This window comes from Acinetobacter kanungonis (assembly GCF_009939195.1).
Taxonomy (GTDB): domain Bacteria; phylum Pseudomonadota; class Gammaproteobacteria; order Pseudomonadales; family Moraxellaceae; genus Acinetobacter; species Acinetobacter kanungonis.
On sequence record NZ_JAACKC010000003.1, the window covers coordinates 219,941 to 243,800 of the forward strand.

General features: G+C 44.8%; 19 protein-coding genes. 15 read left to right on the forward strand and 4 right to left on the reverse strand.

The window, feature by feature from the left end:
• Positions 1–73: 73 nt before the first annotated feature.
• Positions 74–1,915: a long-chain-acyl-CoA synthetase gene (locus tag GWK51_RS07310; protein WP_161933206.1), complete on the reverse strand. Its 1,842-nt coding sequence runs from the start codon at positions 1,913–1,915 to the stop codon at positions 74–76.
• Positions 1,916–2,103: 188 nt separating this feature from the next.
• On the reverse strand, positions 2,104–5,451 hold the full coding sequence (locus GWK51_RS07315) for an Rne/Rng family ribonuclease (RefSeq protein ID WP_161933207.1): 3,348 nt from the start codon (positions 5,449–5,451) through the stop codon (positions 2,104–2,106).
• 758 nt (positions 5,452–6,209) lie between these two features.
• On the opposite strand from GWK51_RS07315, the gene GWK51_RS07320 reads away from it, so the two are divergent.
• From GWK51_RS07320 to GWK51_RS07360, 9 genes are all read left to right on the forward strand, one after another.
• Positions 6,210–7,148 carry an RluA family pseudouridine synthase gene (locus GWK51_RS07320; RefSeq protein WP_161933208.1) on the forward strand — a complete coding sequence of 313 codons (939 nt, stop codon included), beginning with the start codon at positions 6,210–6,212 and terminating at the stop codon, positions 7,146–7,148.
• 249 nt (positions 7,149–7,397) lie between these two features.
• Positions 7,398–8,066, forward strand: a complete 669-nt coding sequence (locus tag GWK51_RS07325; protein WP_161933209.1) for an HAD-IA family hydrolase — start codon at positions 7,398–7,400, stop codon at positions 8,064–8,066.
• Between the two features lie 74 nt (positions 8,067–8,140).
• Positions 8,141–8,854, forward strand: coding sequence for a helix-turn-helix transcriptional regulator (locus GWK51_RS07330; RefSeq protein ID WP_161933210.1), 714 nt, complete (start codon positions 8,141–8,143; stop codon positions 8,852–8,854).
• 49 nt (positions 8,855–8,903) lie between these two features.
• Positions 8,904–9,509, forward strand: a complete 606-nt coding sequence (locus GWK51_RS07335) for a glutathione S-transferase family protein (RefSeq protein ID WP_161933211.1) — start codon at positions 8,904–8,906, stop codon at positions 9,507–9,509.
• Between the two features lie 416 nt (positions 9,510–9,925).
• On the forward strand, positions 9,926–10,723 hold the full coding sequence (locus GWK51_RS07340; RefSeq protein ID WP_161933212.1) for a fumarylacetoacetate hydrolase family protein: 798 nt from the start codon (positions 9,926–9,928) through the stop codon (positions 10,721–10,723).
• A gap of 25 nt (positions 10,724–10,748) precedes the next feature.
• Positions 10,749–11,645 carry an acetaldehyde dehydrogenase (acetylating) gene (locus GWK51_RS07345; RefSeq protein ID WP_142769596.1) on the forward strand — a complete coding sequence of 299 codons (897 nt, stop codon included), beginning with the start codon at positions 10,749–10,751 and terminating at the stop codon, positions 11,643–11,645.
• A 10-nt stretch (positions 11,646–11,655) separates the two neighbouring features.
• Complete coding sequence (gene dmpG, locus GWK51_RS07350; protein WP_142769595.1) at positions 11,656–12,675, forward strand: 4-hydroxy-2-oxovalerate aldolase; 1,020 nt, start codon at positions 11,656–11,658, stop codon at positions 12,673–12,675.
• A gap of 799 nt (positions 12,676–13,474) precedes the next feature.
• Complete coding sequence (locus tag GWK51_RS07355) at positions 13,475–14,713, forward strand: OprD family outer membrane porin (RefSeq protein WP_161933213.1); 1,239 nt, start codon at positions 13,475–13,477, stop codon at positions 14,711–14,713.
• A 283-nt stretch (positions 14,714–14,996) separates the two neighbouring features.
• Positions 14,997–15,857: an alpha/beta fold hydrolase gene (locus GWK51_RS07360; RefSeq protein ID WP_161933214.1), complete on the forward strand. Its 861-nt coding sequence runs from the start codon at positions 14,997–14,999 to the stop codon at positions 15,855–15,857.
• Positions 15,858–15,931: 74 nt separating this feature from the next.
• Here the strand turns inward: GWK51_RS07360 and GWK51_RS07365 are convergent, their stop codons facing one another.
• Complete coding sequence (locus GWK51_RS07365) at positions 15,932–16,609, reverse strand: DUF1345 domain-containing protein (RefSeq protein ID WP_161933215.1); 678 nt, start codon at positions 16,607–16,609, stop codon at positions 15,932–15,934.
• A 309-nt stretch (positions 16,610–16,918) separates the two neighbouring features.
• Positions 16,919–17,818, reverse strand: a complete 900-nt coding sequence (gene hcaR, locus GWK51_RS07370; protein WP_100240507.1) for a DNA-binding transcriptional regulator HcaR — start codon at positions 17,816–17,818, stop codon at positions 16,919–16,921.
• A 283-nt stretch (positions 17,819–18,101) separates the two neighbouring features.
• On the opposite strand from hcaR, the gene hcaE reads away from it, so the two are divergent.
• The 6 genes from hcaE (at position 18,102) to hcaD (ending at position 23,648) form a co-directional block, all read left to right on the forward strand.
• A complete protein-coding gene (hcaE, locus tag GWK51_RS07375; RefSeq protein ID WP_161933216.1) occupies positions 18,102–19,469 on the forward strand; it encodes a 3-phenylpropionate/cinnamic acid dioxygenase subunit alpha in 1,368 nt (455 codons plus the stop codon).
• Positions 19,466–19,984, forward strand: coding sequence for a 3-phenylpropionate/cinnamic acid dioxygenase subunit beta (gene hcaF / locus GWK51_RS07380; protein WP_161933217.1), 519 nt, complete (start codon positions 19,466–19,468; stop codon positions 19,982–19,984). Before hcaE ends, hcaF begins: the two co-directional genes overlap by 4 nt.
• Complete coding sequence (gene hcaC, locus GWK51_RS07385; RefSeq protein ID WP_100240510.1) at positions 19,984–20,310, forward strand: 3-phenylpropionate/cinnamic acid dioxygenase ferredoxin subunit; 327 nt, start codon at positions 19,984–19,986, stop codon at positions 20,308–20,310. The genes hcaF and hcaC overlap by 1 nt, the downstream gene beginning before the upstream one ends.
• Positions 20,311–20,312: 2 nt before the next feature.
• Positions 20,313–21,128: a 3-phenylpropionate-dihydrodiol/cinnamic acid-dihydrodiol dehydrogenase gene (gene hcaB / locus GWK51_RS07390; protein WP_100240511.1), complete on the forward strand. Its 816-nt coding sequence runs from the start codon at positions 20,313–20,315 to the stop codon at positions 21,126–21,128.
• A 323-nt stretch (positions 21,129–21,451) separates the two neighbouring features.
• Positions 21,452–22,417: a 3-carboxyethylcatechol 2,3-dioxygenase gene (locus GWK51_RS07395; protein ID WP_161933218.1), complete on the forward strand. Its 966-nt coding sequence runs from the start codon at positions 21,452–21,454 to the stop codon at positions 22,415–22,417.
• A gap of 4 nt (positions 22,418–22,421) precedes the next feature.
• The gene (hcaD, locus tag GWK51_RS07400; RefSeq protein WP_161933219.1) at positions 22,422–23,648 is read left to right on the forward strand and encodes a 3-phenylpropionate/cinnamic acid dioxygenase ferredoxin--NAD(+) reductase subunit; all 1,227 of its coding nucleotides are present in this window, start codon (positions 22,422–22,424) and stop codon (positions 23,646–23,648) included.
• Positions 23,649–23,860 lie beyond the last annotated feature (212 nt).

Consider the following 23,860-nt stretch of genomic DNA (forward strand, 5'->3'; position numbering starts at 1 on the left):
AAAGTTGTTGATGTTTGATTATAAATACAACAACTTTGCCTGATTTTATGCAAAAAAATGCCGATTTCTCAGTTTAGAAGCGGTATTGGTACTGCTGAATGTTGCTATAGATTTCTGTATCCATATCGCAATAGGCACTGCTATTCGGTAATAAGACCAAAATTTGCTCATCAGTTTTTTCAGGATTGAATGCTTGCTCTTTCAGTTTATTCTTCTGATATTTAAAGGTGCCTGTGGTTTCAACCTGTTTCTGTACCCGTAAAAATACTGGGACAGCATAGGCAGGCAGACTCTTTTTAAAGCAGTTGACCATGGCTTGCAGGTCTTGCTCATTCAGTTGAACTTGTTCTGCCAACGTGATGGCGGCCATACCTGCGCGACCATTGGTATGCGGGATTTCCACGCCATAAACGACAGCTTCAACAATTTTAGGGTACTCACACAGCATGTTTTCCACTTCGGTGGTAGAGACGTTTTCACCTTTCCAGCGGAAGGTATCTCCCAAACGGTCGACAAACTGTGCATGACGGAAGCCAATATCGCGGACCAAATCACCCGTATTAAAGAAGGCATCTCCTTGTTTAAACACATTTTGCATGATCACGGATTTGTTCTTTTCAGGGTCGGTATAGCCATCAAAAGGTGAGCGGCGGGTAATTTTTCCGACTAACAAACCAACCTCGCCTTTTGCGACTTTTTGACACCAGCCTTGTGCATCACGAATCGGCTCATTCTTTTCTTTGTCGAATTGAATAATCGCATACGGTGTAGGCGAGAAACCCACGGTATTGTCGAAATTAAACACGTTGCTAAAGCCGACATTGCCTTCACTCGAGGCATACAGTTCCAGTACTTCTTCAACACCAAAACGTTGCTTGAATTTGTCCCAAATATTTGGGCGCATGCCATTGCCAATCATCTTTTTCACACGATGGGCACGGTCTAAATCCGATGCAGGTGCATCCATTAAGTAGCGGCACAACTCTCCGACATAGCCAATTGCAGAGGCATCAAATTTCTGTACGTCTTTCCAGAAAGAGGAGGTGGAGTATTTACGACGCAGGGCCAATGCGGCACTCCCTGCAATCACGCCACACCAGCACACCACAATGCCTGTGGCATGGTAGAGCGGCAGGGTCACATACATTACGTCTTTGCTGTTTAAGCCCAGCACATGCCCGTACGTGCCATAAGCGAGGGTCCAGCGGCTGTGGGTGAAAATCACGGCTTTCGGCAAGCCAGTGGTTCCCGAGGTGTAGATATAAAATAAACCGTCTTTGCCTTTGACACTGTGTGTAGTTGGCGTGTTAAAGGTTGGGAAGGTGATAATTTCATTGGCCAAATTCAGATATTGCGCAGGTGCATTACCTGCATCTTGACGTGTTTCTTGATCGGCAAACCAGTAAAAACGCTGTTCAGGCAAATTCAGCTCTTGACGAATTTCATCGACCGCTTTGCGGCATTCTTCACCGACAATCAAAGCAATTGGATGAACTAAATTGATGCTATGCGCCAGTACCTTGCCCACTTGGGAGGTGTTCACCAGTGCTGCAGTCACGCCAATTTTAGCCAATGCCAGTACCGTGGCAACCAGTTCAGGGCGGTTTTCAATCATGACCGCAATCACATCGCCTTTTTGCGCGCCAATCGACAAATAATAATGTCCAATCTGGTTGGCCCAGTCGTTGAGCTGCTGGTAAGTATATTTTTGTTCTTCAAATAGGAGTGCAGCGCCATGAGGATTGCGTTTGACCGCTTTTTCAAAGGCAATCCCTAAACCAGCAGGAGAATTTGGGGTGCGGATATAGGCTTGTTTCAACCCTGTAACCAGATGCGGCAGTTTTCCAAGAAATTGTGGGATTTTGGCAGCGACGTCTGTAATTCCAATAAGATCGCTTTGTGTGGTTTGGCTCATAAGAATCCTATTTATTTTTCGTGTCCAATACGATGTCTTTGTCTACAGGTTGAACGAGGTAATCTGTACAGTTGTCCTTTTAATCGTTTCTTTCTAGTGCAATCAACCTAATCTGCTCAAAATAACAAAAAAAACCTAGCCATCGAAATGACTAGGTTTTAATTTTTTCACAGCAATTGGGTAAATACTTACTCTGCTGTTGGATTGGCTTTCTTCGGTGGACGACCACGTGGACGACGCGGACGAGCTTTTTCTTTCTCTTCCTTTTCAGCCGCAGTGTCTTCTGTCGTAACTGCTTCAGGGGCTGTCTCTTCAACCACATCTACAGCCAGTTCAGTTTGTACAGGTTCTGCCTTGGCTTTAGCTTTCGCAGGGGCTTTCGCTTCAACCACAACTTCTTCAACTACAGCAGGGGCTGGTGCTTCAGCAACAACTTCAGTTGCTGTAACTTCAGCAACGACCGCTACAGGCTCAGCAATAGCAGGAGCTTCTTCTACAACTGGAGCAGCTGGTTCAGCGGCAACAGGAGCATCTTCCACTTGTGCTTGTTTGGCTTGCGCATGGGCTTGTTCAGCCGCTTGTTTGGCTAAACGACGACGTTCACGCGGGTCATTGGCAACACGCTTTTCTGACTCAGGCTTTGGTGGAGTTAAATCCAACACTGGTGCTGGTTCAGCTTCAGGCGTAGCTTTCGCCACTTCTACATCACGTGTAACAGGCTTCTTCTCTGCTTCAGCAGCAGGAGCGCTGCTTAAGCTGGCTGCATACTCTGTCGTGAACTTTTGTAGCGCACGGTTGAACGTTGGAATTAGACCAAATTGTTCAATCAGTACGGCACAGTCTTCACCATAGACATGGCGGATTAAGCTGCCCACTGTGTATTGCGCCAAAGTCGGCACTTGTGAAGGGTTGAGCTTAGGTGCTTGCGCTTGTTTAGCGTGCGCTTCACGTTGCTGACGACGACGCATACGCGGATCGTTGCTGGCACGTTTCACTTCAGAACGCGGCTTTTGCTCTTCTTTTTCAACGCTTGGCGTAGCTTCTGGTTGAGCTTCTGCCTTGCTTTCTGCTTCCACAGCCACAGGTGCAGTTTTCACGGCTTTTACAGGTTCAGCCGCAACTGGAGCTGCAGCTTCAACCGCAGCGACTGGCGCAGTGTTGTTGATGGCTACGATTTCGCTTTGTGCTTGATCAACATTCACCACCAATGCCGTAGGTAGCATGTCTTGACGTGGCGCATCAATGAGTTCCACTTTGACCTGTTGCTCATCTACAACCACTGGTGCTGGAGCTGCTGCCGCAGGTTGTTGCTGCTCGTTAAATACGCTTTGGTCGCGGTGGCGATTTGGGCGATTTGGACGTTGCTGGTTGTTACGGTCACGACGTGGTACAGCTTGTTCAGCTTGAACTTCATTTTGTTGTTCAGGCTGTTGTTGACGTTGTTGTTGACGTTGACGCTTTTGTTCACGCTGTTCTTGGCGTTGCTCTTGACGCGACATTTGTACAACTTCTTCAACCACTTGATTTTGTTCTTGTGGTTGCTGTTCGCGTGGTTCACGTTGCTTGTTGTTATTACGTTTTTTGTTGTGACGTTGCGATCTTTCTTCTTTCTCTGCATTTTTCTCAGCAAAGTCACGTTGCTCAGTTTTTTGTGGAGCAGGTGTTGAAGATAGGTACGCGTTGTTGCTTGCTACAGGTGCTGGTGCGGCAGCAGCAGGTGTTGTCACTTGACCAAATTGACCACGGCTAACGGCACCGCCATTCACCATTTGTTCGATTGCAGCAGCTGCGTTATTTGCTGTACGCGCTTGGTCTACAGTTGCCGCTTGCTTTTGAACAAACAGGTTTTCTAACCATGCACATGGGCTGCTTGATGCAGCTGGTGCAGCGACAGGGGCTTGCTGTTGTTGTTGAGTCGCTTGTTGTGGTTTTTTCTTGCCGTGTTTTTCAGCAACAGGTGCAACACTTGGTTGTTGATCAGCATCTTCTAAGTGCCAATCTGAAGCTTCATAACCCAATTCTTTTTCGCTAGAACGTGTTGCTTCAGTACGTTCATAGCTGGTTGGCGCGAAGCCTTCAGGGTTATAGGAAATCTCGTAATGAGGTGTTTCTAAGTGCGGGTGTGGTAATACCGTTACACGTACATTTGACGTTTGTTCTAGGTAAACTAAGCTGTGACGTTTTTCATTCAGCATGAATGCTGCAATTTCTACCGGTACTTCAACCTGTACTTCACCATGACGTTCACGTAAGGCAATTTCTTCCACTTTACGCATAATTGATAGTGAAAGTGAACGTAGGTCACGCACCATGCCTGTGCCATGACAGCGTGGGCAGACATAACCTGTTGCTTCTTCTAAAGATGGACGTAAGCGTTGACGGCTCATTTCCATTAAACCGAAGCGAGACAATTGACCAAACTGAATACGTGCGCGGTCACTTTGTGTTGCTTCGCGTAATTTCGCTTCAACCATGCGCTGGTTGCGGTCTTTGGTCATGTCGATGAAATCGATCACCACCAAACCACCAATATCACGCAAGCGTAATTGACGCGCAATTTCTTCTGCGGCTTCAAGGTTGGTGTTCAGTGCAGTTTCTTCAACATCATGTCCGCGTGTAGATTTCGCAGAGTTAATGTCAATTGAAACTAAAGCTTCTGTTTGGTCAATCACGATTGAACCGCCAGAAGGCAATTTTACTTCACGTTCATAAGCTGTTTGAATTTGGCTTTCGATACCAAAATGCGCAAATAATGGCTCATTTAACGTATAGGTTTTTAACTTATCGATTTGACGAGGCATCACCGCTTTTACGAAGTTATAGGCTTCGTTATAGGCTTGCTCTGAGTCAATTAGGATTTCAGCCACATCATCACGTAAGTAATCACGAATCGCACGTGTCACTACACCTGCTTCTTGATGCACCAACATTGGTGATGGACCAGAACTCGCCGTGCTTTGAATTTGTGCCCAAAGGTCAAGCAAGTGTTGAAGATCAAGTTGTAATTCTTCTTGAGAACGACCAATCCCCGCAGTGCGTACAATCACGCTCATGCCACGCGGTACATTCAATGAAGCCAACATTTCTTTCAATTCTTCACGAACTGCACCCGAAATTTGACGGCTAATGCCACCACCTTTTGGATTGTTTGGCATCAACACTAAATAGCGACCAGCCAAAGAAATGAAAGTCGAAAGCGCAGCACCTTTGTTGCCACGTTCTTCTTTTTCAACTTGAACCAAAAGCTCAGTGCCTTCAGTAATCAGTTCACGAATATTCGAAGTTTGGCGAGGGTCAGCTTTGTAGTATGAGTTTGCGATTTCGCGCATAGACAGGAAGCCTTGGCGTCCCGCACCGTATTCAACAAATACGGCTTCTAGAGAAGGCTCAACGCGAGTCACGTGACCTTTGTAGATATTCGATTTTTTTTGTTCACGGGTACGATTTTCTAAATCGAAATCGTAAAGACGCTGACCTGTAACCAGTGCAACGCGGATTTCCTCGGCATGTGTTGCATTAATCAACATACGTTTCATGGGTGTAACACCTTATAGTGATACACAGCAAAAAATCGCTATACACGTAGCGAACATCAAACATCACGGATCAAACTCAGATCTCAAATAAACCGATTGCGGTCTGAGGGTTTACACTGGCCTGTTTTAAGGTGGGCTCCAGTTTTGATTCACGTATTGATGATGGCAATACGGCTTCAATCTTTAAACGATTAAAGTCACCTGTACACTTCACTGGCAAACAAGCGGTGCATTGGATGTGAGTAACTTTCACTGTCACATTGCTCGAAGAGCATCCCTACAAAATAAGAGTGTCTTGATACGGAATTATCGTCGTATCTTTACAAATTGTGCAGATCCAATGCATCAGACGCTGTAGCCTGAATGTGGTTTCAGGGTGCGACTAATCTGATGTGTATCAGTTTACGTTTAAAAACCAACTTGAGGTTGGCGACATATTTTTTCAGGCAAACTGATTTATGTACCTGAGGTACAATTAAACGCAACAGTTTGCAGTTTTGCCGATATAATAAGCCTTCGGCGTCGGCATAATTCTTTTGGGACCTTTCCGAGTTTATAATCAAAATTTCAGCCATATTTCAATATGAATATAATTGAAATGTGTTGACGATGATTCACTTACGGTGGTTTCCGTGCGCTGACTATAGCAAACCTTGCATCATCTGCCTATGGGCTAAGCTTACGTTTCTAGTGAAAAGTATAGCCTAAATGATCAGTTTTTAATCAATTTTAGTATTTTTTTAGGTCACAGTATCTGTATGAATTCTACGCAAGAATGGCAAAGTGTCACTTGGTTTGAAGTGGATGAGCATCAAGCGGGTCAACGCATCGATAATTTTTTATTTAGTCGACTCAAAGGTGTACCGAAAAGTCGCATTTATCGTTTGATTCGTGAAGGGCAGGTGCGCGTGAATAAAAAGCGCATTAAAGCCGAAACCAAATTGGCGATTGGTGACCAAATTCGCGTTGCACCGATTCGCTATGAACAAAAAGATGAAACGGCTGCACCTGTATCGGACAAAGTGGCGCAGAGTTTACTCAGCCGTGTGGTGTATGAAGATGAAGGTCTGATGGTGGTGAATAAGCCATCGGGCATTGCGGTACATGGTGGCAGTGGTGTGGCCTATGGTCTGATTGAAGGCTTGCGTGCGGCTACAGGCAAAAAATATTTAGAATTGATTCACCGTATTGACCGTGATACGTCAGGTCTGGTGATGATTTCTAAAAAGCGTAGTGTGTTAAAAACCTTACAAGACCTGTTGCGTGAGCACAAAATCAAGAAAACCTACGCGGCTGTCGTGAAAGGTGTGGTGAGTTTAGACAAGCAACTGATAGATGCACCGTTACACCGCTATGAACTTTCGAATGGCGAACGTCGTGTGCGCGTATCGAAAGAAGGCAAGGACTCGAAAACCCAATGGAATGTGGCGGAACGTTTTATGCATGCCACTTTGGTGTATGCATCGCCTCTTTCAGGTCGTACTCATCAAATTCGTGTGCATGGTTTAAGTATTGGTCATCCGCTGGTGGGGGATGAAAAATATGGACATGAAACTGAGTACAATGGTCCTAAACCACGTCGTTTATGTCTACACGCGATGCGTTTGGATATTCCGGGTTATCCGCCGATTGAAGCACCGTTGCCTGAAGATATGCAGAGTATTGTGGCGCAGTTGAGAGCACAGAAAAAGGACTAAGCCTTTTCCCTCTCTAACTAGGAGAGGGGTAGGGAGAGGTGCTAAAACAGCACCTCTTTTGTCGTGATTAACTGGAAATGATGCGGTATTGGTCATCTTTACTTTTCAGCGATGAAAAGTAACAAAAATCATTTGTTGAGCTGATGGAACGTACTTGTACCATAGCTCAATGGCGACATCCTTGTCGCCATCATGTAGCAAATGCATCGTGTAAATTTTCTTCATAAAAGCAAATATTGGAACCCCAGCATGAATAAACCTGTAGAACTGATTATCTTTGATTGGGACGGTACTTTATTTGATTCAGTCGGGCAAATCGTGGCGAGTTTGTTGTTTGCAGCACAGCAATTTTCGCAACCACTCACGCGTGAAGATGCCAAAAGTATTATTGGTTTAGGTTTGCCTGAAGTTGCACAACGTTTATTCCCGCAAGTGCCTGAATTACACACCGAGATTTTGCAATGTTATGCCGAGCATTATGTCGCAAATTCTAAAGGCGATGTCTGGTTTGATGGCGTAGCTAACATGCTCAATGAACTACGCGAAGCTGGTCTATTATTGGCGGTTGCAACGGGCAAAAGCCGTAAAGGTTTGGATCGTGTTTTGGCGCAAACCAATAGCCACGAGTTATTTGTTGCGACACGTGCTGCCAGTGAAACCCGTTCTAAACCTGACCCGTTGATGTTGCAGGAAATTTTGCAGGTGACTGGACTGCATGCAGAACAAGCGATTATGGTCGGTGATACCAGCTACGACTTGGAAATGGCGAGAAATATTGCCATGCCTCGCGTGGGGGTGAGTTATGGTGTGCATACGCCTGAAACCTTAAAACAGTATCAACCTTTAACCATTGCTGATGATGTTGCCAGTTTAGCTCAGTTTTTAAATCGGCAAGTCAAGGCTGCTGATGTGGCATAAGCAAAGTTGATTATTTTTCAAGGCGTATCAGGATATGCGCCTAAAATGACTTTTGAATAACAAGAAAATAGGCTATGAGTCGTTCTATTCGATTACTGCATTTATTACAGCATCTCCGTGAACAGCGTTATCCTGTTACGGCGCAACGTTTGGCTGAACATCTAGACATCAGTGTAAGAAGTGTTTATCGAGATATTGAAAGTTTACGTGATCAAGGCGTCAATATTGAGGGAAGTGTCGGTGTAGGCTTTCAATTGAAAGAAAACTTTCTTCTTCCCCCCATGAGTTTGGATGAATCAGAAATTGAGGCCATGTATCTGGCCTTACAATGGGCCAAATCCATTCCTGATCAAGCCTTACAACAGGCTTCACATTCGGTATTAAGTAAATTAAGAGCAGTATTACCCCAAAGAAAACAAGAATTTTTAAATGATACTTATCTAAAATCGATTCATTCGTGGATTGAGGTCGACTCAACTGTTGTTGAACAAGTGCGTATTGCCATTCGTTTACAAACTAAAATTCAGATTGATTATCTAGATGAGCACAAACAGATTTCACACAGGCAATTATGGCCGTTTGCATTGGGATATTTTAACGACAAAATGTTGTTGGCTGCATGGTGTGAATTACGGGAAGATTTTAGAAATTTCCGTTTAGATCGCATACAAACGCTGGTATTGACTGAACATATCTATCCTCAGTTTAAACGTCATTTATTTCAGCAATGGTGTCAAAAAGAATTTTCAAATTCAGAACAATCAGCCAGCACTACTGACAAAAACTGACACAGCTCAGGTCTATTCTAAAAAAACAATATACACAGAGGATAGAACAATGGCTTTAACTTTATATACAAATAAGCAATCTCGAGGCGTTGTAGTGGATTGGCTCTTGCTTGATTTGGGGATTGAGGTTGAGCGGATAGAAGTCGCTTATGGCGCGGAAATGAAATCAGCCGAATTTTTAAAACTCAACCCATTTGGTAAAGTGCCTGTGTTGGTGGATGGCGAAGTGGTAATTTATGAATTAGATGCCATTTGTGCATATTTGGCAGATAAATTCGCTGAAAAAGGTTTAGCGCCTGCACTCGATGATCCGAAAAGAGGTTTATATTATCGTTGGTTGTTCTTTGCTGCAGGTCCGTTTGCAGCAGCTTCCGACAATGAACATTTAAAAGTTCAGGTGGCACCCGAGCAAAAAATGTTTATGGGCTATGGCGATTATCAGGATACCTATCAAGCCTTGATTCAAGGTTTGGAGCAGGCGAGTCCGTATTTATGCGGTGCACAGTTTACGGCAGCCGATATCAGTTTAGGGGCAATGCTTATGTGGCAATTAAAGATGAATTTATTAAAGCCACATCCTACAATTGACCGCTATGTATTGGCCATACAGCAACGTGAAAGTTTAAAGAACAATCCTGCTTTGTTTGCGGCATAACGCCATTTGACTCAAAAAGCCTCTGATCTAAGAGGCTTTTTAAAGTTGTAGATCTATCTCAATAGACTGCTCGCGTATTATTTTTTAGTCGTAGTTGAAAAATTCAATTCACTCTATAACGTTGAATTCTGAATGATTAGCGCATTTTTCTCTTTGATTTTTCTACATTGTTTATTTTGATGAGTAAAACAAACAAAGATTAATAAGTTCTAGCTATTGTAAAAAATAAAATAAGTATTGGCATAAAATCGCCAATTTTCCGATGCTTAAGCTGTCTAAATATACACGTTTTAGCGGTGGTTAGGGACAGCCATCAGATTTCATTTCGCACTTTCGTTAAATCGAAAAGATGCTGTCTACACGCTTCTCTCGCGCAAAACGTTATCTATCTTTATTTGCAGTTTAAGGAAACATAGATGTCGAATTCTGCTGTTGTTGAATCCGTTGCCTTAGCACTTCGTAACGCTGAGCTTACACAGACTGCGATTGCTCCTATTCGCCCACAACTGGGTGCGGAACAAGCAGACGTCGATATTGCGTATGCGGTTCAGGAAGTAAATACCCTGCGTGCCTTAAGCGAAGGTCGTCGTTTAGTCGGACGCAAAATTGGTCTGACCTCCAAAGTGGTTCAAGCACAACTTGGCGTAGATCAGCCTGACTTTGGAATGCTGTTTGCCGATATGGCTTATGGAGATGGCGAAGCCATTCCTGCGGGATTGTTGATTCAGCCCAAAGTCGAAGCTGAAATAGCGCTGGTCATCAACAAAGACTTGACCCAAGAAAAACATAGCTATGCCGATATTATCAGTGCCACAGCCTATGCCTTGCCTGCAATTGAAGTGGTGGATAGCCGCATTGAAAACTGGAAAATTTCATTGATTGATACGGTGGCAGACAACGCTTCATCGGCTGCGTTTGTATTGGGCTCACGTCCAGTCAAATTAGATCAACTTGATTTGGTCAATTGCACAATGACCATGACGCGTGGTGAAGACGTGGTTTCGCAAGGTGTGGGTAAGGCGTGTTTAGCCAATCCACTGAATGCTGCGGTATGGCTTGCCGATGAGATGGTACGCCGTGGTCGTCCATTGCTTGCAGGCGACATTATTTTAACCGGTGCTTTGGGACCTATGGTGGTTGCCCATCCTGGGGACGAATTCAAGGTTGAAATTGAAGGATTTGGCTCAGTGGTCGCTGCGTTTGCTGCGGAATAAATTGGATTTTTGAGAGAGTAGATGCATGAAAAAGATTAAATGTGCATTAATCGGTCCGGGAAATATTGGGACTGATTTACTGTATAAGTTGCAGCGTAGCGAATTTCTGGAACCTGTGTGGATGGTTGGGATTGATCCAACTTCGGAAGGTTTGGCACGTGCTGCCAGTATGGGCATCAAAACTACGGCAGAAGGCGTAGACGGTTTGCTGCCACATGTACTTGCAGATGAAATTCAGATTGCCTTTGATGCGACTTCAGCATATGTGCATGCAGAAAACAGCCGCAAGTTGAATGAGTTGGGTGTACAGATGATTGACCTGACGCCTGCTGCGATTGGTCCGTTCTGTGTGCCACCTGTAAATCTTCAAGAATTGTTGGATGCAGGTGAGTTGCCGAATGTGAACATGGTGACCTGTGGTGGTCAAGCGACCATTCCTATGGTGGCTGCGATTTCACGTGTACAGCCTGTGAACTATGGTGAAATTATTGCCACCGTTTCGACCAAATCGGTCGGTCCAGGGACACGTAAAAACATTGATGAATTTACCCGTACTACGGCAGGTGCGATTGAAAAAGTTGGCGGTGCAAAACAAGGGAAAGCCATCATCATTATTAACCCAGCCGAACCTCCATTGATGATGCGTGACACCGTGCATTGCTTGGTCGAAGGTGAGCCTGATCAAGCGGCAATTACCGCTTCGGTGCAAGCCATGATCACAGAAGTACAAAAATATGTACCGGGTTACAAGTTGGTGAATGGTCCTGTCTTTGATGGCAATCGTGTTTCGATTTTCCTTGAAGTACAAGGTTTGGGCGATTTCTTGCCGACCTATGCAGGCAATCTCGACATTATGACTGCAGCAGCGGCACGAACCGCAGAAATGTTTGCAGAACGTTTATTGGCAACCGCTGAAGTATAAGGAGCAACCCATGTCTAAGATTATTGTGCATGATATGACTTTGCGTGATGGGATGCATCCTCAGCGCCATCAAACTACGGTTGAGCAAATGATTGCAATTTCAACTGCTTTGGATGATGCGGGTGTACCGTTAATTGAAGTCACTCATGGGGATGGGTTGGGCGGTTCATCGGTCAACTACGGTTTTGCTGCGGCAAGTGATGAAGAATACTTATCTGCTGTGGTTCCGCGGATGAAAAATGCCAAAGTTTCGGCATTACTTCTACCGGGGATTGGTACCGTCGATCATTTGAAAATGGCGCATGAGATTGGTGTGTCGACCATTCGTGTGGCGACGCACTGTACCGAAGCAGATTGTTCCGAACAGCATATCACCGCTGCGCGTCACTTGGGGATGGATACAGTTGGTTTCTTGATGTTGGCGCATATGGCATCACCGGAGCGTCTTTTAGAAGAAGCGAAAAAGATGGTGTCTTACGGGGCAAACTGTATTTATGTGACAGACTCAGCGGGTTATATGCTGCCACAAGATGTGACAGACCGCGTTAGTTTACTGCGCCAAGAATTGGACAGCAGTATTGAACTGGGTTTCCATGGTCATCATAACTTGGGCATGGGCGTAGCCAATACGGTAGCAGCGGTTGAAGCGGGTGCAATTCGTGTCGACTTGGCTTCTGCGGGCTTGGGTGCAGGTGCGGGCAATACACCATTGGAATTGTTTATTGCGGTGGCAAACCGGATGGGCATGGAAACAGGTGTAGATTTGTTTAAGGTGCAAGATGTAGCAGAAGATTTGGTGATTCCAATGATGCTAAATCCAATTCGTGCCGACCGTGATGCCGCAACTTTAGGTTATGCAGGCGTGTATTCATCATTCCTGTTGTTCGCGAAACGCGCTGAAGCCAAATATGGTGTCTCTGCACGTGAAATTCTGTTGGAATTGGGACGTCGTGGTACCGTAGGTGGTCAGGAAGACATGATTGAAGATTTGGCGTTGACCATGTCTAAAGCGAAGGCTGCTTTGGTTTAATTTATTAATTAAAGCGAAGAATCGAAAGCATCTAATGTCTATAAGTTAAGGAGTTTCTCGTAAACTTCTTAACTTTTTTCTTTTCATAATTTTGTTGAGTCCCTCCAGAATCATATACTTGGAGCTCGTATGTTACTTTGGATAAGCCCAAAGTAACCAAAGGCATCTTGCGGCGCAGTGCGCCTCATCGCAAAACTCGTCATATAATTATTACTAAATAATTAATCGCAGAAACTTTACTTGCAAAATACAGTCTGCCTCAAACAATTGCGAATGCCATTTTCGCATATCAAATAAAAAAGAAGATTCCACAGGGAAGCTAATTTTATTTTATGAACTCACAATGAACCAAGTCATGATTGTTAAATAAGCTATAGGGAAAAATACTTTTCTTCCTTAATTTAATTGCATATTCATCAGGTTTTCAGGCTGTTCACTTACAGGCTTTAAATATAGAAAATATCTGTGATATGAGCGCTTTTTCTTATAATTCTGTAGCGAACGTAAAATTTTCCACTTTAAAATTTAAACAAAAAAACACTTAAAAATTTCAGCTCTTGAGAAAATAAATCGAATTTTGTTAGGAAAGGCTTGGTAGAGCCAAGCTCTCATCATATCTTGCGAAATTGGGTAAAGAGCGAGTTATTGTAATTATATCTTAATCTAAAAAATGTTCGGTCTATTCAGCTATTTAAGTCAGGTTTAGGTGCATTTTCTTAAGACTGTGGTCGGATTTTTTCTGCCCGACAAGTTCCGCATGATGGCGTCATAGCTTAACGTGATCATTGGAATGAATCTCATGCGTCGTCAAACTTTATGGACAGCCATCTGTGTTGCAACAGCAGCATTAGGTACAACTGCAACGAATGCAGAATTTATCGACGATAGCCAAGTCCAGCTTAAACTCAGAAATTTTTATTTAGACCGCCAGTATGAAACGGTGCCGCAAAACAATTGGGGCAGTTGGTCGCAAGGCATCACTTTAGATGCCAAATCAGGTTATGCCGAATTGGGTGGTTTGCAATTGGGTGCCGATCTTTTGGTGCAACATGCATTCCGTTTAAATGGGCGTGACAAAAATGCGGATTGGGTACTTCCGCATAATGGACAGGAACAAGCCAGCAATTTCGGCAAAGTCGGTGCGACTTTAAAAGCCAAAGTGTCACAAACCGAACTCAAAGTGGGTGAATTATTGCCTGTGTCACCGGTGCTGGTATTTGATCCATCTCGTCAGTTACTCACGACCTATAGCGGGGCGTGGTTAGAGTCTAAAGAGCTGAAAGATACCAAACTGAGTTTGGCGTATATTGATGGCATTAATGCGCGTTATGACAATCAGTTTCAGGACTTAAATTTATTCCCGAACAATAATCCGAATACAGCCAAAGCTGCGGATGGGATGTATATCGCGGGGATTGATCATCAGTTTAATCCTGCCATTGGGGCGAGTTATTGGTATGCCGATGTCAAAGATATCTATCAACAGCATTATGCAGGCATCAATTACAACACCAATTTAACAGCAAACACTAAGCTCAGCAGTCATGTGCGCTATTTTGATAATTCCGAGTCAGGCGACAAACTATATGGTGATATTGATAACCAAGCCTTGTCGGTTGGTGCAAAATTCAATCATGGTGCACATACGCTGGGACTGGGTTATCAACAAATGTTTGGGGAAAATAATTTCCCAACCTTGGCTGGCTGGGTGCCGCAGCCGTATTTGGTGAACTGGTCTGTTGCGACCTTTACTAATGCCAAGGAGAAATCATGGAGTGTGTCTTATGCTTATGATTTTGCAGGATTGGGGCTGAAAGGCTTGAATGCCAATGCCATTTACTTTGCAGGCTTTGATGCCAAAGCAGGCGGCAAGACCAATCAGGATGAACAAGAACTGAACCTGATTGTGAATTACACCGTGCCTGAAGGCAAACTCAAAGGTCTGGGGGTACAAGCCATGTACATCGACACCGATTATGACTGGAAAAGTGACCTGAAAGAGTATCGTGTGGCGACCACCTATAGCTATAAATTCTAAGTTTTCAGCTGCAAGCGGGCGATTTGGTAACAAGTCGCTCTTTTTTTATTGATGCAATCTTGAAATGCAGAGTAGCGAATGGATTGTTGATTTTTATCTTGAAAATATTGTTTTAAAACATAAACTTAAATAATCGTTTTTTTATAGTGTGTGATCGAAAACAAGTATCAGTATGAGGCTTTTGAACAGGTAAGATGGAACAGTAAAACCTGTCGAAATGAATGAATTGACCTGTCTTGAACACAGAACATCAGACAGGTCTTAGGCTGTACGAGGAGTATGTATGAGCACGGTCCAAATCCCGAATTACACCACCGACCCATTTTTTGGCTTGGAAGATAAATGGATTGAAACGGCTGAAGGTGAGTTAACCCATTACCATGAAGTGGGTCAAGGAACGCCGATTTTATTTTTACACGGCTCTGGAACGGGTGTTTCGGCAGCAGCAAACTGGTGGTTGAATTTACCTCAAATTGGTGAACAAGCCCGTTGTATCGCCATCGATTCGATTGGCTATGGTCAAACAGTCGTGGCGGAAGGTACAGCGTATGGCATTCGCGCATGGGTCGATCATGCGGTGCGTACCCTTGATGCGTTGGGCATTGAAAAAACGTGGCTAGTGGGGAATTCATTGGGCGGTTGGTTAGCCTTCCAAATGGTGTTGGATTATCCTGAACGTGTGTTGGGTATTGTCTCAATGGGGACAGGTGGTGCTAAACAAACCGCTGCGCTCAAAGCACATGCCAACCCAGTATTGACCGAAGAAGGTATTAAAAATACCTTGTCGATGTTCGTGGTCGATAAAAGCTTGATTACCGATGAATTGGTGAAAGTTCGCTATGAAGCTGCAAAAAATGATTATGCTTCAGACCGTTTAATGGATGTGGTTGGTGCACGTGACCGCGACCGTTTTGAATTCCCGCTCGATTTTGAAAAAATGAAAGACATTCAAGTGCCTGTATTGCTGATTCATGGCGTTCAGGATGTGGTGATTCCCGTTTCACGTACATGGGATATCTTAAATACAGTGCCATTTGCCGATGCACACATTTTTAGTCAGTGTGGACACTGGTCACAAGTAGAAAAAACCGAAGAATTTAATACGGTGATTAAAGATTATTTGACCGCGCGTGGCGTGAAATAATCTGATCGAAAAGAAAAGGGATGCTTGAGCCATCCCTTTTTTATGCCTGATATTTTATAGAGGTCAAAGCAAATTTAAAGCGTGATAAAGCCAGCAGCCACATTAATGCTGATGGCTAAAATGGAAGTGTTGAAACCATAGGCTAGAATAATATGCAGAATATTTAAAATCCGCATGGAGCGGGAAGTAATGGAAACATCGGCCGTTTGTGCTGAGGTGCCAATCACATAACTAAAGTATAAGAAGTCGGGATAAGTTGGATATTGGGTCTTGGGAAAATCCAGTCCTGCATCTTGCTCATCTGCCAGTGCCAGATAATAGTCATGCGCATAATGAATCGCAAAAATGGTATGCATAAAAAACCATGCGCTGATAATGGTCAGCAGTGAAAGCAAAAGATGCCCAAGGGTCAGCAGTGAGTTGTGTGGCAAATGCGTCAGTTCTATCACAATTGCAATCAGGCACATGCCTAGGGTCAGAATCACCAGCAATAAAATAATCCATTTACTGGCATCCTGTTGCTGTGCATGTTGCAAAATGTGCTGATGATCGACAGCCCAAAGCGTGGTCATAGTTTTCAGCAAATAACTGGAAACAGCAATATTCCAGCTAATCAGTAAATTGGTCGACCATGTCCAGTGGGTAAACAGGGTGAGTACGCCAAACAGCAGTGCGGTCAGCAAAAAGGTAATAAAAAAGTAAGGGCGAAATTGCATCCCAGATTTTAGGCGATGCAAGGTGGACATAGGCATCAAGCGCTCCCTTTTGATTTTTGTTTTTTATCGTATGCCAGACAGTATAAAAATTTATGCTGAGGGGCGCATCTGTTTAGACTTAAGTTGTAGGAAAAACCCTACAAAAAATCTGATTTTTTTTTTGCAATCGTATCGTAAAAATTAAGGCGGTGCTGAAAGTTCAGCAGAGTTGAGGAGAAATACGCTTTGGAATGCTGAGTTTTTGAGAGAAAACGGGCATTTTTACCGTTAAAAAAGCACACCAATATTTACTCAGGAAATAATGGTGTGTACAAAGTTCAGTTGCTGAATCGACACAAGAGCGCATTAATTGCGATTTATATCCAAATAAAACACGCGTGTCAGCAATTCCATAAACTTGTCCACCGCTTGCGAGGAGTTTTGTTTGCGGTAACTCACATACAAGTCGAGCGAAGGTAATTCGACTTCGAGTGGACGAATCACGGTATTGTTCATGGTCAGTGGGGCAATGTAACCCGGCAAAATCGTACAGCCGAGTCCCATACCAATCGAGTTGATATTGAACAGAATATTGTCGGCTTTTTGCACAATATTGAATTCAATATTGTTGGCTTTGGCAAACTCCAAAATGGTGTTGTGCAAGGTCAGCGACTGTTCTGCCGCAGGAATAATAAAATCAATTCCGTTCAAGGCTTTGACAGGAATACGTTCGTATTTTGCCAAAGGATGATCTTTCGGAAGCAGGAACAGCAGCGGTTCACGCAGCACAAACTGGCTTTCAATCTCGTCGTTATGAAAATTATGCCGGGTAAAGGTGATGTCCAGTTCACCCTTCTTGAGCAAGCGCATTTGCTCGGTATTGTTCATACTCAGCAATTCAATTTTCAGGTCAGGATTCTGTACCCGTAAATTCGGCAGAACATAAGGGAAAATTTTCATTTCCGCGACAGGGACAAAACCAATGCGCAGCATTTGCTGTTTGGCTTGTGCCACTTGGCGTGCCATCGCCACGGCTTTATCGGCTTGTGCCAAGGTCAGGCGCGCTTGTTCCAGAAAAACAGCACCTTCTTCCGTGAGTTCCACTTTACGTTTGGTGCGATGCAGTAACTGCACCCCGACATCTTCCTCCAGATCCTTAATCTGCTGGCTTAAAGAAGGTTGAGCGGTATAAAGCTTCAATGCCGCCTTGCTAAAGTTCAGTTCTTCAGCAACGGTAATGAAGTAACGAAGGTGTCTAAGTTCCATATAAATAACCCACTGAGTAATCCAAAAAATGTCTTACCACGACTGCAGTAAAGTATAATCTATAAACAACTATGCCGTGAAGTTGATTCAAGCATTTAGAAAATAAATGGTCTTGAGCTTAGAACTGAGATTTTAATATAAGAATTAACTTTTTTAATAATTGCTAAAACGTATTAATTAAAACAAAAAAAATATTTCCCTAAATGGGTCTAAAAAATCATGATTCCTGCAAAAGTTGAGTCTATTTACGTTGTGCCGTGTATTGGTCGCAGGAGAGCTTTTCATGAGTGGAAAAATTGATGTGCGTGAAATCGACGCTTTGGTCGATGCACAAAATGGACGTATCTCGCCATCCATCTATACAGACCCAGATTTATACGAATTAGAACTTGAACGTGTGTTTGGGCGTACTTGGTTATTTCTCTGCCATGAAAGCCAAATTCCAAAGTCGGGCGACTTCTTTAATACCTATATGGGTGAAGACCCGATTATTGTGGCACGTCAAAAAGATGGCTCAATCAAAGCATTTTTAAACCAGTGTCGTCACCGCTCGATGCGTGTGAGCTTTGCTGACTGTGGCAACACCCGTGCCTTTACCTGTCCGTATCATGGCTGGTCATACGGTGTGGATGGCGCATTAAAAGATATTCCGTTGGAAGACCGTGCCTTTCCGCAAGGGGCATGTAAAGAGAAGTGGGGCTTGGTCGAAGTTAACCGTGTCGAAAGCTATAAAGGCTTAATTTTCGGTTGCTGGGATGAAACCACGCCTGATCTGGTCGAGTATATGGGCGACATCGCTTGGTATCTTGATGGTGTGCTAGACCGTCGTCCAGGTGGCACGGAAATTATTGGTGGCGTACACAAGTGGGAAATCGAGTGTAACTGGAAATTTGCTGCGGAACAGTTTGCCTCAGACCAGTACCATGCCTTGTTCTCACATGCGTCTGCGGTACAAGTCTTGGGTGCCAAACCGAATGATGATGCTTCCAAACAATTGGGTGCTGCGCAAACCGCCCGTCCAGTTTGGGAAACCGCCAAAGATGCCTTGCAATATGGTCAGCGTGGTCATGGTTCAGGCTTCTTCTTTACCGAAAAACCCGATGCTAACGTTTGGGTCGATGGTGAAGTCGCCAACTACTTCCGCGAAACTTTTGACGAAGTGAAGGCACGCTTGGGTGAAATCCGAGCCTTACGTTTGGCTGGACATAACACCATGTTCCCAACCTTGTCTTGGTTAAACGGCACAGCAACCTTGCGCGTATGGCACCCACGTGGTCCAAACAAAACTGAAGTTTGGGCATTCTGTATTGCCGATGCCGAAGCATCACAAGAAGTCAAAGATGCGTTTGAACGTTCAGCCACCCGTGCCTTTGGTCCAGCAGGTTTCCTAGAGCAAGATGACTCAGAAAACTGGGTGGAAATTCAGAAAGTCTTACGTGGTTATAAAGCCCGCCAAAACCAACTGATTATGGAAATGGGCATGGGCAATGAGAAAGTCCGTGAAGATGGTATTCCAGGCATTACCAATTACATTTTCTCTGAAACCGCAGCGCGTGGTTTATACCGCCGTTGGGCAGACTTGCTGATCCATGAGAAATGGGAAGACGTTGAAGCCGCAGCCGAAGCCTACGAGAAGGAGCTTGTGAAATGAAATCAGTCAGCTTAGAGCTTTATCATTCTATTAGCCAGTTTATGTATGCCGAAGCCAAATTATTGGATGACTGGAAATTTCGGGAATGGCTGGATGTGCTGGCAGAGGATATTTCCTACACCTTACGCACCACGCCAAATGCACAAACCCGTGACCGTCGCCGTTCGGTCGAGCCGCCAACCACGTGGGTGTTTAATGACAATAAACACTTGTTGGAGCGTCGTGTAGCCCGTCTGGAAACAGGGATGGCTTGGGCAGAAGAGCCGCCATCACGGACCACGCATATGGTCTCGAATATTTTGGTCGAAGCGACTGAAGTTGAAGGCGAATATGATGTGCATCTGACCTATTTGCTGTATCGCACACAAAAGGAAAAAGATGTGACTATCTATTGCGGCAAACGCTTAGACAAAATCCGTCAGGTAGACACGGAGCTGGGCTGGCAGATTTTCAACCGCAAAATTGTATTGGATCAGGTGACCTATTCGTCACATAACTTGAGTGTGTTCTTCTAATGAATAAGATTTTTGTATGCCAAATCGATGAATTGGATGAAGGTGAAGCACTCAAGGTCGATTGTGGTGTCAATGGAATTGATGCTTTGGCCGTGTTTAACAATGGCGGAGAATTCTTCGCCATGAATGACCGTTGCTCGCATGGCAATGCCTCGATGTCAGAAGGCTATCTTGAAGACGATGGTACGGTGGAATGCCCATTACATTCTGCCCGTTTCTGTCTTAAAACAGGTCAGGCATTGTGCCTGCCTGCAACGGATCCGATTCAGACCTTTCCTGTGATTGTGGAAGATGGTGCGCTGTACGTCCATATGGAAGGAGCATAAGCATGGGCTGGCTTGAGGGTGAAGTTGCTCTGATTACGGGCGGTGGCTCGGGGCTAGGCTGGGCTTTGGTCGAGCGCTTTTTAGAAGAAGGTGCTCAAGTTGCGGTACTGCAACGCTCACAAGCCAAAGTGGATGCGCTAAAAGCTCATTTTGGTGACCGTATTGTAGCGGTCACAGGCGACGTGGCGAATTTTGCCGATAACGTTCGTGCTGTTCAGGCCACGGTAGAACGCTTTGGCAAACTGGATTGCTTCATTGGCAATGCAGGAATCTGGGATCACTATGCCGACATCGTGAATATGTCAGGTGAACAGTTAGAACACGCCTTTGATGAAATCATGGGGATTAATACCAAAGCATTGATTTTGGGGGCGAAAGCGGCACTGGATGAATTGGTGAAGTCTGAAGGTTCCATCATTTTCACCCTGTCCAATTCAGCCCTGTATTCTGCGGGCGGTGGTCCAATTTATACCGCATCGAAACATGCGGGTGTAGGCGTGATGAAAGAGTTGGCGTATGAGCTTGCACCGAAGGTACGCGTCAATGCCGTCGCGCCATCAGGCATGAATGTGAATATCAAAGGGGCGGCTTCTTTAGGGCAAGAGAATTTGGGTCTGCTGGATGCACGCGACCCTGAAAAAATTGCACGCGGTATGCCACTGAACTTCCTGCCTGAACCTGAAGAAATGACCGGTTCTTATGTGTTGCTGGCATCGCGCCAAAATAACCGTCCACTAACGGGTGTGTTAATCAATGCCGAATGTGGTCTGGGAATTCGCGGTTTACGTCAGCCTCGCGCTGGGTTTTTTGATGAGTGATTTGGATGTGGTGCCGCGTTTTTGATTAGCCCAGATTTAAATTAAATCAAGCACAGCCACAAATAAATGCGAAAGTTTAGATGGTTTTTCGGAGGCATTTCCTTACTTTTAAGGATCAAAAGTAACAAAAATCCATGGTTGGGTGAGAGGTTCATCCCTGAAACCTCCACCCAACGGCGACATCCATGTCGCCAACCGCGATAGTGAATAGCTTTGTGAATTCTATATTTCATTTAAAACCACTCACAATGATTTAAGCCATTTACTAAAGACTTTACTGGGCAGCTGTCTTTTTAGTGAATATTTTTATTTTGGAGTCACACATGGCCGTTAAACTCATTTGTGCATCGCACAGCCCATTAATGGAATTTGCCTCTCCGCAGGAACAACGCAAAGAGCAAGTTGTTCGTGACACTTTTTCCAAGCTGGCTGCGGAAGTCAAAGCTTACGATCCAACTTTAATCATTACTTTTGGTCCAGACCATTTTAATGGCTTCTTTTATGACTTGATGCCAAGTTTCTGCGTGGGTATTCGTGCCACAGCCGCAGGGGATTGGGATTATGGCAAAGCGCATCCTGAACTAAATGTGCCTGAAGCCACCGCGTTACAATTGGTACGCCGTGTCTTGGATGAAGGCGTGGATGTGGCGTATTCCTACCGTATGCAGGCCGATCATGGCGTGACTCAGCCCTTGCATTTCTTATGTGATGGGCAATTAAACCGTTATCCAACCATTCCAATTTTTATTAACGGTGCCGCTGCACCGATGCCAACCACCAAGCGTACGCTGGCTTTGGGTCGTGCAGTGGGGCAATTCATCCAGTCCTTAAATCTGGAAAATGAACGCATCCTGATTTTAGGTACGGGCGGATTGTCACATGATCCACCGACACCACAAATGGGCTCGGTACCTGCCGAGGTCGAAGAGTTCCTGATTTGTGGGCGCAATCCAACCGCAGAATCTCGCAACAACCGTCAAGCCAAAATTATTGCGGTGGGACAGAAACTGGCCGCGGGAGATATGTCGGTTGCTGTGCCGCTAAATCCCGAATGGGATCGGGCATTACTCGATACATTGGCCAAAGCAGACTTTGCCGCGATTGAAGCCATGACCGAAGCAGACATCCGTCGTGATGGTGGACGTGGTGGACAGGAAGTCCGTTCATGGATGGCAGCATTTGCCGCCTTGCATACATTGGGGGAATACCAGATGACCACACATTGCTATGAAGCGATCAGTGAATGGATTGCGGGCTTTGGCATCGTATCGGCAGAATTGAAAGGGTAAGCACATGAGTACGATTGAAACCATCATCATTGTCGGTGCAGGACAGGCTGGCGCAAGTGCGATTTTAGAACTGCGTAGCAATCAATACACAGGCAAAATCATTTTGGTGGGCGATGAAAGCCATCTTCCGTATGAGCGCCCACCTTTATCTAAAGATGTGATTTTAAAGCCTGAAACAACCAAAATCGAAATTCTGTCGGAAGCCAAACTGGCGGAGTTGGGGGTTGAGGTGATCCGCAACAATGGCGTGGTTAAACTCGATGCAGAAGCCAAAACCGTAACCCTGAAAAATGGCGATGTGTTGGGGTATGACAAACTGTTGCTGGCTACAGGTGGCGCAGCACGCCGCTTGCCGAATTTCGATGCCTTGGGGCAGCGGGTGTATACCTTACGTAATTTGGAAGACTCACAAGCCTTGGTGCCAGTCCTGCAACCCGAACGTCGCATAGTCCTGATTGGGGGCGGGGTGATTGGTTTGGAACTGGCTTCTTCGGCACGTTTTAAAGATTGTCAAGTCACGGTCATTGAAATGGGTCCAATGGTAATGGGACGTTCTTCACCGCAGCTTTTGAGCGAGTTTCTATTGGCACAGCAGCGTCAAGCGGGTGTCGATGTTCGTCTGAATACGCAAATTAGCGACTGTCGTTTAGACGGTGAAGACGTGGTGATCACACTTGCCGATGGCGAGGAACTGCGTGCCGATGCAGTGATTTACGGGATTGGGATTGTGCCGAATGCCCAACTGGCAGTGGATGCAGGTTTAGCGGTTGATTTTGCCATTCAGGTCAATGAAAACTGTCAAAGCTCAGATCTTGATATTTATGCTGCGGGAGATGTTGCAACTCAGTTACGTGCCGATGGACAGTATCGTCGCGTAGAAACTTGGGAAAATGCCAACCTGCAGGCGGGCATTTTTGCACGCCATGTGATGGGAGTGTCACATCCTCAAGCCAATCCAGCATGGTTCTGGACGGATCAGCTGGAGATTAATTACCAGTTTGTTGGTGATATGCAGGCAGCACAGTGGCATGTACGTGGTGAAATGGATGCTACTTTAGGTTCAGCCTGTTCTTGTGTGCTGTTTGGTGTGACCGATGGGGTTGTGGTGGGCGGGATTACCATCAATGCTGCCAAAGAAATGCGTCATCTGAAAAAAATGATCAGTAAGCAACAGCCTTTCGATGCAGAAAAACATTTAGATCTGGTGCAAGACTTACGCAAAATTGCTTAAGTTTTAGGGTTTACAACCTCGGCAGACTGAGTCGGATTTAAGTCTGCCGCTTTTTTTTGTGATGTATCTGTTATTTTCAATGCATACTCGATTTTGAGCACGAGAAAACATAGCGAAGTCTAAAGTTTATATTTTGTTGTTTGGCTTGAATTAGCGCATAGAGTATCTACAATAAGAAACACGCCAATCTCGACATTCATGTTATTGCATTG